This is a genomic window from Brevibacterium sp. FME37 (genome assembly GCF_014897485.1).
Classification (GTDB): Bacteria; Actinomycetota; Actinomycetes; order Actinomycetales; family Brevibacteriaceae; genus Brevibacterium.
Genome location: NZ_JABUYE010000009.1, coordinates 73,928 through 87,039, shown reverse-complemented (window position 1 = coordinate 87,039; position 13,112 = coordinate 73,928). Strand labels below are relative to the sequence as shown.

General features: G+C 61.6%; 10 protein-coding genes. 8 read left to right on the top strand and 2 right to left on the bottom strand.

Translation table 11 applies throughout. From position 1 onward, the window contains the following. The first annotated feature begins 120 nt into the window (after positions 1 to 120). From ilvC to serA, 3 genes are all read left to right on the top strand, one after another. Positions 121 to 1,152 carry a ketol-acid reductoisomerase gene (gene ilvC / locus INT29_RS12065; RefSeq protein ID WP_101574257.1) on the top strand — a complete coding sequence of 344 codons (1,032 nt, stop codon included), beginning with the start codon at positions 121 to 123 and terminating at the stop codon, positions 1,150 to 1,152. 128 nt (positions 1,153 to 1,280) lie between these two features. After that, a complete protein-coding gene (locus INT29_RS12060; RefSeq protein WP_101574258.1) occupies positions 1,281 to 2,573 on the top strand; it encodes a GNAT family N-acetyltransferase in 1,293 nt (430 codons plus the stop codon). Between the two features lie 111 nt (positions 2,574 to 2,684). Beyond that, the gene (serA, locus tag INT29_RS12055; protein ID WP_101574259.1) at positions 2,685 to 4,277 is read left to right on the top strand and encodes a phosphoglycerate dehydrogenase; all 1,593 of its coding nucleotides are present in this window, start codon (positions 2,685 to 2,687) and stop codon (positions 4,275 to 4,277) included. 35 nt (positions 4,278 to 4,312) lie between these two features. On the opposite strand, the gene INT29_RS12050 is transcribed toward serA, so the two are convergent. Together INT29_RS12050 and INT29_RS12045 are read right to left on the bottom strand one after the other, a co-directional pair. Next, positions 4,313 to 5,137 (bottom strand): phosphatase PAP2 family protein, encoded by an 825-nt coding sequence (locus tag INT29_RS12050; RefSeq protein ID WP_193071765.1) that lies wholly within the window; start codon positions 5,135 to 5,137, stop codon positions 4,313 to 4,315. A 15-nt stretch (positions 5,138 to 5,152) separates the two neighbouring features. After that, a complete protein-coding gene (locus INT29_RS12045) occupies positions 5,153 to 6,004 on the bottom strand; it encodes an HpcH/HpaI aldolase/citrate lyase family protein (protein ID WP_101574260.1) in 852 nt (283 codons plus the stop codon). 190 nt (positions 6,005 to 6,194) lie between these two features. On the opposite strand from INT29_RS12045, the gene INT29_RS12040 reads away from it, so the two are divergent. The 5 genes from INT29_RS12040 to INT29_RS12020 all read left to right on the top strand — a co-directional run bounded on the left by INT29_RS12040 (position 6,195) and on the right by INT29_RS12020 (position 13,052). Beyond that, positions 6,195 to 7,232 carry a 3-isopropylmalate dehydrogenase gene (locus INT29_RS12040; protein ID WP_101574261.1) on the top strand — a complete coding sequence of 346 codons (1,038 nt, stop codon included), beginning with the start codon at positions 6,195 to 6,197 and terminating at the stop codon, positions 7,230 to 7,232. A 207-nt stretch (positions 7,233 to 7,439) separates the two neighbouring features. Next, positions 7,440 to 8,531: a branched-chain amino acid aminotransferase gene (locus INT29_RS12035; RefSeq protein WP_101574262.1), complete on the top strand. Its 1,092-nt coding sequence runs from the start codon at positions 7,440 to 7,442 to the stop codon at positions 8,529 to 8,531. A 620-nt stretch (positions 8,532 to 9,151) separates the two neighbouring features. After that, positions 9,152 to 10,612, top strand: coding sequence for an MFS transporter (locus tag INT29_RS12030; RefSeq protein ID WP_193071764.1), 1,461 nt, complete (start codon positions 9,152 to 9,154; stop codon positions 10,610 to 10,612). Between the two features lie 59 nt (positions 10,613 to 10,671). Continuing rightward, positions 10,672 to 12,270 (top strand): HNH endonuclease, encoded by a 1,599-nt coding sequence (locus INT29_RS12025; protein ID WP_319020893.1) that lies wholly within the window; start codon positions 10,672 to 10,674, stop codon positions 12,268 to 12,270. A gap of 143 nt (positions 12,271 to 12,413) precedes the next feature. Further along, on the top strand, positions 12,414 to 13,052 hold the full coding sequence (locus INT29_RS12020; protein WP_193071762.1) for a GNAT family N-acetyltransferase: 639 nt from the start codon (positions 12,414 to 12,416) through the stop codon (positions 13,050 to 13,052). Positions 13,053 to 13,112 lie beyond the last annotated feature (60 nt).

Genomic DNA, 13,112 nt, shown 5'->3' with positions numbered 1-13,112 from the left:
CGCAGCTGACGTCTTCACGTTCCACTTCGTGGAACGAGATCCATCTCAACAAATGAACAGCAGTACCAAACTGTGAAATGATGGGGGAGTACCCCAAACCTCTGAAGGAGCAAGAGAACTATGGCAGCAGAACGCTATTACGACGACAATGCAGATCTGTCCGTCATCCAGGGCAAGAAGGTTGCCGTCATCGGCTACGGCAGCCAGGGCCACGCACACTCACTGAGCCTGCGCGACTCCGGCGTCGAGGTCCGCATCGGCCTCAAGGAAGGCTCCGCCAGCCGCGACAAGGCCGCCGCTGAAGGCCTCGAAGTCGGCACCCCCGCCGAGGTCTCCGAATGGGCAGACCTCGTTGTGATCCTCGCTCCTGACCAGGTTCAAGCCGAGATCTACAACGCAGAGATCGCTCCGAACCTGAGCCCAGGCAACGCGCTGCTCTTCGCTCACGGCTTCAACATTCGCTTCGACTACATCCAGCCTCCTGAAGGCGTCGACGTCATCATGGTCGCACCCAAGGGCCCGGGACACGTTGTGCGTCGCGAATACGTCGATGGCCGTGGCGTGCCCGTTCTCGTGGCAGTCGAAGCAGATGCCTCAGGCAACGCTTGGGAGCTCGTGCTCTCCTACGCCAAGGGAATCGGCGGACTGCGTGCCGGCGGCATCAAGACCACATTCACCGAAGAGACCGAGTCGGATCTCTTCGGCGAGCAGACCGTTCTCTGCGGTGGCACCTCCCACCTCGTGCAGTACGGCTTCGAGGTCCTGACCGAGGCCGGCTACCAGCCGGAGATCGCCTACTTCGAGGTTCTCCACGAGCTCAAGCTCATCGTCGACCTCATGGTCGAGGGGGGAATCGCCAAGCAGCGCTGGTCGATCTCCGACACCGCTGAGTACGGCGACTACGTCTCCGGACCGCGCGTCATCACCCCGGACGTGAAGAAGAATATGGAAGCCGTTCTCGCCGACATCCAGAACGGCAAGTTCGCCGAGCGCTTCATGAACGACCAGAAGAACGGTGCGCCCGAGTTCAAGGAGCTGCGTTCGAAGGAAGAGACGCACCCGATCGAGACCACCGGCCGCGAACTGCGCAAGATGTTCGCATGGCTCAAGGACTCCGATGACGACTACACCGAGGGCACTGCCGCTCGCTGATCGTCACACTCCGAAGCCCCGGACGGCCCTCTGGCTTCCGGGGCTTCGTTGTGCCCGGCCGCTGTGAAGCGACTGATTCCACTTGATTCGGACTCGTAATCCTGGTGATGTGAATTACTGTTGGAAGCGTGACGAATTACAGCTTCGAGAACTTCAAGCCCGGCTTCGACGAGTCCACTGGTGCTCCAGATGAGCGCACACAGGGGTACTTCGCATCGACGAGTGTGGGATTCCATGACGCCAGATCGACTGATGATGCGCTGAAGAACCGTGTCGAGCGGGCCATCGCCGACGGTCGCAATCTCACCGCCGTCTACGCGAAGCAGGAATACGAACACGCCCTCGACGCCAGCGTTCCTGTGGCGACCTTCGCCTGGTTCGAGAAGCTGGTCAACGTCGGTGGTGGGCGTTTGGTACCCGGTCATCTGATCACCTGGGTGACGGTGCGGCCGACCCATCGTCGGCGCGGACTGCTGCGGTCACTGATGACGACCGACCTCGCCGAGGCAAAGGCCGACGGATACCCGTTCGCCGCACTGACAGCGACCGAAGGTGGAATCTACTCCCGCTTCGGCTTCGGTGTCGCCACCTGGTCACACTCCATCGAGGTCGACACCTCGCCCGGCTTCAAGATGGTCCATGAACCCGACCGTCGGGTCGAACTGTGCCTGCCCGGCGAACTGCGCGAACTGGCTCCGAAGATCTACGGAGAGTTCATGCGCACCTCTCCGGGGGCGATGGAACGCCAGCAGACCTACATCGAACGCGCCACCGGAGCACTCAACACCGACACCGGTGAAGCCGACCGCGGTGTGCGTGCGGCTCTGCACTTCGATGAGCAGGGCGAAGCCGACGGCTACGTGTCCTATAAATTCGCCGGCTGGTCGAAGAATCCGCCGACGATCGAACTCATCGACTTCGTCGCGGTCACGGACGCCGCCTACGCCTCACTGTGGTCATTCCTGGCCGCCATCGATCTGTCGACGCGAGTGACCTTCGGGGAATCTGCCGAGGATTCGCCGCTGCCCTGGTTGCTCACCGACTCCCGCCGAGTCCGGACCGTGTCCACAGAGGACAACATCTGGATCCGGATCCTCGACGTCAAAGCGGCCCTCGAGGCCAGGCCCTGGTACGTACCCGGCACACTGGTGATCGAAGTCGATGACTCCCTTGACCTGGCCGGCGGCCGGTTTACGATCACCTCGGATGGGGAGAACGCCGTCGTCGAAACCGCACCCGATTCGACCCCTGCCGATCTGAGCCTGGGCATCGCGGAGCTCGGCTCCCTCTACTTCGGAGGTGCCGACCCGGTGATCCTTGCGCGGGCGGGGCGCATCGACGAAAACGTGCCCGGAGCGGCCGTGCGCGCGAGCTCAATGTTCAACCTGGGTCGGATGCCGTACTCGCCCAACGGCTTCTGAGGTCCTCGCCTAAAGTGAGCCGAGACGCACTTCCCAGAATTTGAGACTTTGTGAAAGCATTCACAAAGTCTCATAAGATGGACGCGTCCCGGACGCAACAGGAGGAACTCAGTGCCCAAGCCCATCGTGCTCATCGCCGAAAATCTGTCACCGGCCACCATCGATGCCCTCGGAGGGGACTTCGAGATCCGTCACACCGAAGGTGCTGACCGCTCTCAGCTCCTCAACGACATCGTCGATGTCGACGCGATCCTCGTCCGCTCCGCCACTCAGGTCGATGCCGAAGCGATTGGTGCCGCGAAGAAGCTTCAGGTCATCGCCCGTGCCGGCGTCGGACTCGACAATGTCGACGTCCCAGCCGCCACCTCGGCGGGCGTCATGGTCGTCAACGCTCCGACCTCGAACATCATCTCCGCGGCCGAGCTCACCATGGCCCATATCCTCGGTTCGGCACGCTACTTCGGCGCCGGCAACACCTCGCTCAAGGCGGGGGAGTGGAAGCGTTCGAAGTACACGGGCGTGGAGCTCTACGAAAAGACTCTGGGCATCGTCGGACTCGGCCGCATCGGCGGACTCGTGGCCGAACGTGCGAAGGCATTCGGCATGCGCCTGGTCGGCTACGATCCTTACATCACGCAGGCACGCGCCGCGCAGATGGGCGTCGAGGTCGTCGACCTGCCCGGGCTGTTGGCCGTCAGTGACTTCGTCACCGTCCACATGCCCAAGACCCCGGAGACGATCGGCATGATCAGCACCGAGGAATTCAAGGCAGCCAAGCCGGGCGCACGGTTCATCAACGTGGCCCGTGGCGGCATCATCGACGAGGATGCCCTCGCCGAGGCGGTCGCAGCAGGAGAGGTCGGCGGTGCCGGCATCGACGTGTGGAACACCGAACCCCCTGAGCACTCGGCGCTGATGGAACTCGACGCCGTCAACGTCACGCCCCACCTCGGCGCCTCGACCGCTGAAGCCCAGGAGAAGGCAGGCGTGGCCGTTGCTAAGTCGGTGCGCAAGGCACTGGCAGGCGAACTCGTTCCCGATGCGGTCAACGTCGCTGGTGGAGCCATCCACGAGGATGTGCGCCCGGGCATTCCCCTGGCCGAGCGGCTGGGACGTGTCGTCAACTCACTGGCAAACTCCTCGGTCACCCACTTCAAGGTCGAGGTCAACGGCGAGATCGCGGACAAGGACGTGTCCGTCCTCAAGCTCTCCGCGCTCAAGGGCCTGTTCAAGGACGTCGTGTCCGATCAGGTCTCCTACGTCAACGCGCCCCTGTTGGCCGAAGAGCGCGGAATCGGCGTCGAGCTCGTGACCGATCCCTACTGCGAATCCTTCCGCAACGTCACACGACTGACCGCGACGACAAGCGAAGGGCAGCGAATCTCCGTCTCGGGTACCGTGACCGGTCCGAAGCTCGTGCAGAAGCTCACCGAGGTCAACGGCTTCGACCTGGAGATTGAACTCACCGACAACCTGCTCATCTTCCGCTACGAAGACCGTCCGGGCATCATCGGACAGCTGGGCCAGGCGCTCGGAGCCAATGCGATCAACATCGCCGGCATGCAGGTCTCGCCCTCTGCCACAGACAATGACGCGCTCTCGGTTCTGGCTGTCGACTCGGCAGTGTCCGAGGAAGTCGTCAAGGCCGTGGCCGGAGCAGTCAACGCTTCGGCATTCAGCGGAGTCTCATTGAGCGAGGACTGACCTTCACCGGTCGTATAGCTGCGAACGGAACCCGTTCACCTCTGAAGTCGAGGTGAGCGGGTTCTTATCGTTATCCAGGTCCACAGTTCGTCGGCGAGGACGGCGGCCGAGATGCCGATGAGGGCCCCGCCGATCGTGTCGGAGAGCCAGTGCACCTGCAGTGCGGTGCGCGACCACATCATCAGCAGAATCCACGCGAAGGCCACAATGATCGACCAGTGGAACCGCAGGCGCACGGGTTCGAGCGGGGGAGTGATCTCGGTCGGAACTGCGTCGGTCGAGGTGGGAGAGGTGAGAGCAGTTTCGGACTCAGTGGGGAGAGTCTCGGCACCGCCGGATAGAGTCGCGGTCTTGTCCTCCGGCGGGATCGCCAACGGGGCAATCGCGCCCACCTCGGCCAGCCGGAGCATGTGCGCACGGGAGACGATGAACGCCAGCCCCATTGCCAGTGCTGCCGCACCCATGGAATGACCCGAAGGGTACGAATAGCCCAGAGACTCATAGAGCTGCTCACTGGGCCGGACCCGGGTGACCACTGCCTTGAGCAGCTCGGACAGGGCGATGCCCACGAGCATGGTGGTGACGAGGACGCCCGCGGCACGGAATCGTCGCAGGAGGACGAAGATCGCAGCCAACAGGCCGGTGCAGATCACGGCACCCGTACCTCCGCCCACCTCGGCGAGGATAACCGCCAGCCAATACCCGGTGGTGTCGGGTTCAAGGCCGACGAAGTTCAGCCAGCCCTGATCAACCGTCGTGGGCCCGGAGACATTGACTCTCAGCCACAGGCCGAAGGCGACGACGAGGAGGACCGCTGGCAGGGTCGACCAGAGGATCCACGAGGGTTGACGGACCGGCATATTAAGGACTCAGACTCAGGCGTTCCAGAGGCCGTAGGTCGACGCCAGGGAGGCGATCTTCTTCGCGCGTGCCAGACGCGGCAGGTACGAACCGTCCGTGATCTCGGACCCGCCTTCTGCAGCCTCGAGCAGCTGACGCGCCCAGTCGCGCTCATCCTCGCTGGGGCTCATCGATTCGTTGAGTGCCACGACCTGGTCGACGTTGAGCACAAGCTTTCCTGTCATGCCCATCATGTGGGTCACCTCGGCGTCCTTGCGGACCTGTTCGTCGCTGGCGGTCGCTGCGGAAGGTCCGTCGATCGCGCCGGGCAGTCCACCCATGCGCGAAGCGATGGTCAGGCGCGACCGGGCATAGGCCAAAGCCATCGGGTCGCCGGAGAAGCCGGTGTCCTTGCGGAAGTCGTTCGTTCCGAAGGCCAGGCGGAAGGTGCCCGGCGCCTCGGCGATCTTGGTTGCGTTCTCCACGCCCATCGCAGATTCCAACAGCGCGATGACCGGGAGTCCGGCCTTCGCGCGCATTGCAGTGTAGGAGACCTGCTCGGGACGTTCGGTCTCCGGCAGCATCACACCACGCAGTCCGGGCAGCATGGCAATGGCGGCCAGGTCGTCGTCCCAGAACTCTGAGTCCATCTTGTTGATCCGGACCCAGGCGGACATGCCGCCTTCAAGAGCACGCACCACGTTGTCGCGGGCTTCGAGCTTCTTATCGTCAGAGACCGAGGCCTCGAGGTCGAAGATGACGGAATCCGACTCGGAGATCTGCGCCTCTGTGAAGATCTCCTCTTTGGCTGCGTTGACCAGCAGCCAGGAGCGGGAGAGCTTGGCGGGGAGGGCGGCGGCTCGTGCGTTGCGGATCGTATCTGTCAATGATCGACTTTCTCTGGGGGTTTCGGGGTGTTCCTCCCATCTTCGACGCTCGGGCCGGGAAATTGTAGTCGGGAAGGAAGTTTGAGACATGAAATTGTGGATGACGGGATTCGGTGAACCTGAGAGCCGAAACGTGTCCGGATAGTAGGACGACCTAGTTGCATCGTGAGATGAGTTCTACTCTGTGACCATGAAGTTTTCAATTGCAGTCATGCCAGGCGACGGAATCGGCAACGAAGTCGTCCCCGAAGGTCTCAAGGTGCTCAAGCGCGCCATCGAGGTCTCCGGTGAGCCCGTTGAACTCGAACTCACGGACTACGATGTCGGTGCCAGCCGCTGGCACGAGACCGGCGAGACCATGACGGACGAGGAGCTGGAGTCGCTGCGCAAGCACGACGCGATCTTCTTCGGTGCCTGTGGTGACCCGAGCGTGCCCTCGGGTGTGCTCGAACGCGGCGTGATCCTCAAAATGCGCTTCGGCCTCAGCCACGCCGTTAATTTGCGTCCCTCGAAACTCTTCGCAGGAGTCACCAGCCCACTGGCGAACCCCGGAGAGATCGACTTCGTCGTCGTCCGCGAGGGCACCGAAGGTTCCTACACCGGAATGGGCGGCTCCGTCCGCACCGATACTCCCTATGAGGTTGCCACCGAGGTCTCGGTCAACACCTGGTACGGCGTCGAACGAGCCGTCCGCGACGCCTTCGAGCGAGCGCAGGCGAGGAGCAAGAAGCTCACCTACGTCCACAAGCACAACGTCATGGTCCATGCAGGTCATCTGTGGCGCCGCGTCGTGGAGAAGGTTGGTGCCGAATACCCTGAGGTGACGTTCAACTACGAGCACACCGATGCGTCCACGATCTACATGGTCACCGATCCCTCACGCTACGACGTGATCGTGACAGACAACCTCTTCGGTGACATCCTCACCGACCTGGCTGCCGCGGTGACCGGCGGCATCGGATTGGCAGCCTCGGGCAACCTGAATGTCGAAGGCACGGCACCGAGCCTGTTCGAACCCATCCACGGTTCGGCCCCGGACATCGCCGGGCAGCAGATCGCCGATCCGACCGCCTCGATCCTCTCCGGTTCGCTGATGGCCTCGCATCTAGGGCTCGAGGTCGTGGCGAAGTCGATCGAGGCCGCTGTTGAGGCTGACTTGGCTGATCGTGATGGAACCAAGCGATCCACCGTCGAGGTGGGCGACGCGATTGCGGCCCGCCTGGGCTGAGGCGGCATAACCGCCTCGGCTGAGGCGGCATAACCGCCTCGGCTGGGGCGACACAAACCACCTCAGCTCAGACGGCACAACCGCCTTCGCGGAATCATAGAATCGCCCCTGTTCGACGATGACAGGGACTTCACCCCGGTGCGCATCGCACCGGGGTGATGTACTACCCTGACAGTGTCACTCATCACAAATGAGAAAAGAGTTCTTATGACTAAGTTTGCCGTTCTCAAGAATGTCCAGCCGCAACCCGAGCTGGTGCGAGAGAACATCAAGAAGGATCCCGGATTCGGGCTCTACTTCACCGACCACATGGCACACGTCAGGTACACCCTTGACGATGGCTGGCACGCTCACGAGGTGAAGCCGTACGGCCCGCTCGTGCTCGATCCTGCTGCTGCTGTGTTCCACTACGCGCAGGAGATCTTCGAAGGTATGAAGGTCTACCGCCACGCAGACGGCTCCGTCTGGACCTTCCGCCCCGAGCGCAATGCCGCGCGCATCAACAAGTCCGCCGAGCGTCTTGCGCTGCCGCAGATCTCGGAAGAGGACTTCATCGAATCGATCAAGGCTCTGGTTTCGCTCGATCAGCAGTGGGTTCCCACCCCTGAATCTGAAGCCGATGAGTCGAGCCTGTACCTGCGCCCTTTCATGATCGCCACCGAGCGATTCCTGGGTGTGCGGTCCAGTCATGAGGTCGACTACTACGTCATCGCCAGTCCCGCCGGTCCCTACTTCTCCGGCGGCATCAAGCCGGTCTCGATCTGGCTGTCGCAGAACTTCAACCGGGCCGGCTCCGGCGGCACCGGATTTGCCAAGTGCGGCGGCAACTACGCGGGCTCGCTTGCCGCTCAGAACGAAGCCGCAGCCCAGGGGTGCCAGCAGGTGCTGTTCACCGATGCTGCAGAGAACAAGTACATCGATGAGCTGGGCGGAATGAACCTCATGCTCGTGACCAAGGATGGCCGCCTTCTCACTCCGCAGCTCGGTGATTCCATTCTTGACGGAGTCACTCGCCGATCCCTGCTCGACCTCGCCCCACAGCTTGGGCTGCAGCCGGAAGAGCGCAAGGTCACCGTCGACGAATGGCGCGAGGGTGCCGCCAACGGCGACATCGTCGAGGCCTTCGCCTGCGGCACGGCCGCGGTGGTCACGCCGATCGGTCGAGTCGTGAGCAATGACTTCACGATCGATCATGGTGAAGAGCCAGGTGAGAAGACCATGGAGTTCCGCAAGACTCTGCTCGACATTCAGTACGGTCGGGCTGAGGACACGAACAACTGGATGGTTCGCCTGGCCTGAGGGCCTGCTGAGCCGTGCAGGCTCAGACCATCCAACATTATGAGGGTCGGGTATCGCGATTTCGTTCGCGGCACCCGACCCTTTTAACGTGCCTTGGATCTTGGCTGGTTTGTCGATGGGCTCATTAGGCTTGGCGAATGCGCGCGAGCACATGAGCTGCCGATGCTGCCTCTGCGAGATCCGAGTCGCTGAGATTGCTGACCAGGCGGTCAGCGGGGATGACCCGACTCAAATCGGTTGCAGCGCCGCCTGAGCGGAGATCGATGGCGGCGAGAGAGCTAGTAGCGATTGCCCCCAGCGGGATGTCAGTTGAGCGGATGCGAAATGCTGCTGTGATCATGAATATGCCGCTGGCGACTCCCAGTACTCCCAGTAGAACCGCGACGGCCAGTCCGACAAGTACAGTGAAGCCCCGAGCACCACCTCTCGGCGGAAGTAGTTAAGCTGGCCGATCTTCTTCGACAACCGGGCAACGCCGGCTTTGCCTAAGACGACTCGAACCGCTCCATTGCCGAACATTGGTCGTGTCCTTCGTGTCGGGTTCTCTTGCCGAAGTTCGCCTGCAGGTTCTATCGCGGACAATTTTACTCACAAATGCGTTAAAGAGGTATTGTGGCCTCGTGCCTACTGCAACCTCGGCGACTACGCCGACCGCTTCCGAAGTCGTCGCAAACCTTCCCTGGCGATGGAGAACCCAAGGTGCCATCTTCATCATCGGTGGTCTGGGTTTCATGTTCGATGCCTGGGATGTTGCCCTCAACGGGTTCCTCATTCCGCTACTCAGCGACTATTGGAGCTTGAGCGCGGGCCAGGCCGCCTGGATCGCAACAGCCAACCTCATCGGCATGGCACTGGGTGCCTTCATCTGGGGCGGCATCGCCGATGTGATCGGTCGGAAGAAGGCGTTCACCCTCACGCTCCTCGTGTTCTCCGTCTTCACAGTCGCCGGAGCCTTCTCCCCGGCATTCGGCTGGTTCACCCTCTTCCGATTCCTCGCTGGATTCGGGCTCGGCGGATGCATCCCCGTCGACTATGCGCTCGTCGGGGAATTCACCCCCAAGAAGCACCGCGGTCGCGTCCTGACTGCGATGGACGGATGGTGGCCGATCGGTGCCTCACTGTGTGCCTTCGTCTCTGCATCATTGCTGGGCGTGGGGGATTGGCGCCTCATCATGCTCGTCATGATTGTGCCCGCTCTCCTGACGGTTGCCGTGCGTTTCGGAATTCCCGAATCACCTCTCTACCTTGCCTCCGTGGGACGGTATGCCGAAGCCGACGCCATCATCACCCGGCTTGTTGAGCGCACCGGCGCCGAGGTGACGACCTGGACCCACGATGTCCCTGCCGTGAGTGGGGACAAAGCCTCCGACACAACCCACGAATCCACCGTTACGACCCAGGTGTCACAGCAGTCATCCGATTCGGCTGGAACGGTCACCTCCGTCAACAAACAGCTGCGTGCAGCCAGTGGCCAGCTTGTGCAGCTGTGGCAGTACTCCGCTAAGACGACGCTCGTGTCCTGGGCCCTGTTCGTGTCCGTCCTCCTTGTCTACTACGCGGCACTGACATGGCTGCCCGGCATCCTGAAGAAGCAGGGCATGGGGGACCAGGCTGCATTCATGGTCACCGGGTCGATGACCGCGGTGGGAATCCTCGGCGTCATCGTCTCGGCCCTGATCGTTGAACGGGTGGGCCGAAAATGGGTGCTCGGCGTGACCTCGATTGTCTCCGCGGTCCTATTGGTGGGTGCAGCAGTGTTCATCGAGGCCTCGGGCTCCGAGCTGACCTTCGCCGCCAAAGCCAGCATCATCGGTTTCGGATTCGTCGTGCAGATCGCGATCCCCACCCTCTACACCTACGTATCAGAGCTGTACCCGACCCGACTGCGAGGTTCGGGATTCGGCTGGGCATCGGCTGCCTCCCGCATCGCGACCGGCATTGCTCCGCTGGTCTTCGGTGCTTTCATGTGGCCGGTGCTCGGACTCACCGTGACGTTCATTCTCACCGGACTGCTCGTGGTCGTGGCGGTGGTGCTGATGGGTCTGCTTGCCAGAGAGACCACAGGCGAAGCACTCGGCTGAGGACCGAATCGTTCGGAACCGTTCCTGATCTGGCCTGACCTGCCGCCTGACCTTGAGTGATGCTTGGCCAAAATCTCGTGTCAGGGGCGACGGCTACTGTGATCGGTATGGGAGCGGGGACGGTTTCAGACGTGATCACCGAGATTCATCGGTGGCGCAAGGCGCTGTCCGATCTGCCGCCAGCGAGCACGGAAGCCGAAGCGATCGACAGAATCACTGCCCTGGAAGAATTGACGTCAGTGAGTGCAGCTGCGCAGGCCAGAGAAACGTTGACCTTCGACATGCACCGTCGAAATCGCGAAGCCGAAGAAGGGGTGCCGAGTCGCAGCCAAGGCAAGGGCCTTGGTGCCGAGATCGGGCTGGCACGGAAGGTGTCTCGGGCCAGAGGGAACAGACTGCTCGGATTCTCTCGCTCGCTGCTGCTGGACCTGCCCAAGACCTATGCCTCGCTGAAGAGTGGAGACATCTCGGAGGAGAAGGCGCGAGTTGTTGCGAAGGAGACCGATTGGCTCCCGAAGGACAAACGGCACCAGGTCGATGACCAAATGGCCGATCGCCTCGCCGAGGTTGGCGTCGGTCGATTGGGCAATGAAGTTCGCGCTCTGGCTCAGCAGCTCGACCAGAAAGCCGCTGTCGACCATCTCGACAGGTGTGTGGAAGAACGTGGTGTCTCGGTGCGGCCAGCGCCTGGGAACATGGCGTACCTGACAGCGCTTCTACCTTTGTCACAGGCTGTGGCGGCATATACCAACCTGTCGAAGTCGGCACAGTCGATCGTCGGGGTAGGACAGTCCGAAGGACGAACTCAAGGACAGGTCATGGCCGATCTCTTAATTGAGAGAACCACGGGCCAAGACTGTGCTGAGGCCATCCCGACCGAAGTCCACGTAGTGATGAATGAAACCAGCCTCTTCGACACAGGCGAAACGTCAGCATGGTTTCCAGGTTTCGGCCCAATCCCAGCAAAGACGGCACGCGATTTCATCGCAGACAACGAAGCCTCAGTCTTCATCCGCCGCTTGTACACACGTCCATCCGACGGACAGCTGGTCCGAATGGACTCGAAGCGACGTGAATTTTCCGGACTGCTTCGCCGTATGGTGGTGATCCGCGACGACGTCTGCCGATCGCCCTGGTGCGATGCCCAGATCAAACACGCAGATCATTCGCAGGCATTTGCCGCCGGCGGTGAGACCAACTGGGACAATGCTTCGGGGCTCTGCGCCGCCTGCAACTTCCTCAAAGAAGTTCCCGGCTGGCGCCATGAGGCCACGGCAGAAGAACTGGTCGTACGAACACCTACGGGGCACCGATATCGGATCGGCACCAGACCGATCGGGACACCGGTGGCCAATTCCCGTGAACGGCCTCGATCCAATCACCCCGATGAGCAGGTGTCGGATGCAGGAGGCGAAGAGTCGCCGGCTCCAGCACGCGAAGAGGCTCCGAATGCAGCAAGTGTCGAGGCACCAGGTGCGCTTAGTGATCCCGACCTGTTTTATGTGAGACTTCGACCGCTTCGAAAAATCGAGGCACCGAAGTTAGAAGGAATACATTCTTCCCTCAAAATAGACGTGTGGGAAAGCTATATTGAACCGCCGAGTCCAGTGGAACTGAACCTAGAGAAACAACTGGCTGAATTCGCCTCCGTGGGGTGATATCCTCAACCAGACTTGTGAACCAGATGCCGGAATCAGACATCTGCTCCAGGCGTCAGGTCTCGGCGTATGTTTCTCAGCCCACTGACGAGAATTTTCTCTGAGTTCAACTGCTCGATTGCTGTTGTCGTTAAGGTGGAAGCATGGTTGAACGTGCCGAGTGTGAAGGACTTGGAACGTCATCTGCAGAGTTCGACGTTGAACTGATGTGGGGCGTACCGGGCGGTCTCGGCTCGAGTTGGGCACCGATGAGTTCAACAGCGGGACTCCCGCGAGCCCTCCCTTCGCCAGCCGAAGTCGAAGAGCTCTATGCAACGGCAGCAGCCGAGCCGCCATTACTCGAAGATCCGAAACATGCAGCGTTGTTCGGGAGCCTCTACGATCTCTCGGTCCGAAACGGTCAGGTACTCGTCGCAGCAGCGCGTTCCGGCGGACGTCTGAGGTCAATCGCCTACGGCCATTACTGGTCCTGGATTGAACAGGACTACGACTGGGCGCACGAACTCCGTGCCACTCTCGGGGACGCCGCTGCAACGATCGAATGGTCGTTCGCGCTCAACCTGTTGGCACGTGACCCTCATTTGCATCAGTCCGGACTCGGCCGGGCCACTCTGCAGACGTGGTTGACCGGCATCAGCGGATACGGCTGCTGGCTGCAGACCACCGACATCGACACTCCAGCACGTCGGCTCTATGAACGCCTCGGCTTCTTCGCCCTCGGCCATGGGCCCCAGGCGCCTAACGGACAACCGGGACTGGTCATGTTCCGACCACCTGCATGAGTCGTGCAGTCCTCGAGCGGTGCTGACCTTGAATCGTGCATCCTCCGGCGATCATTAGGA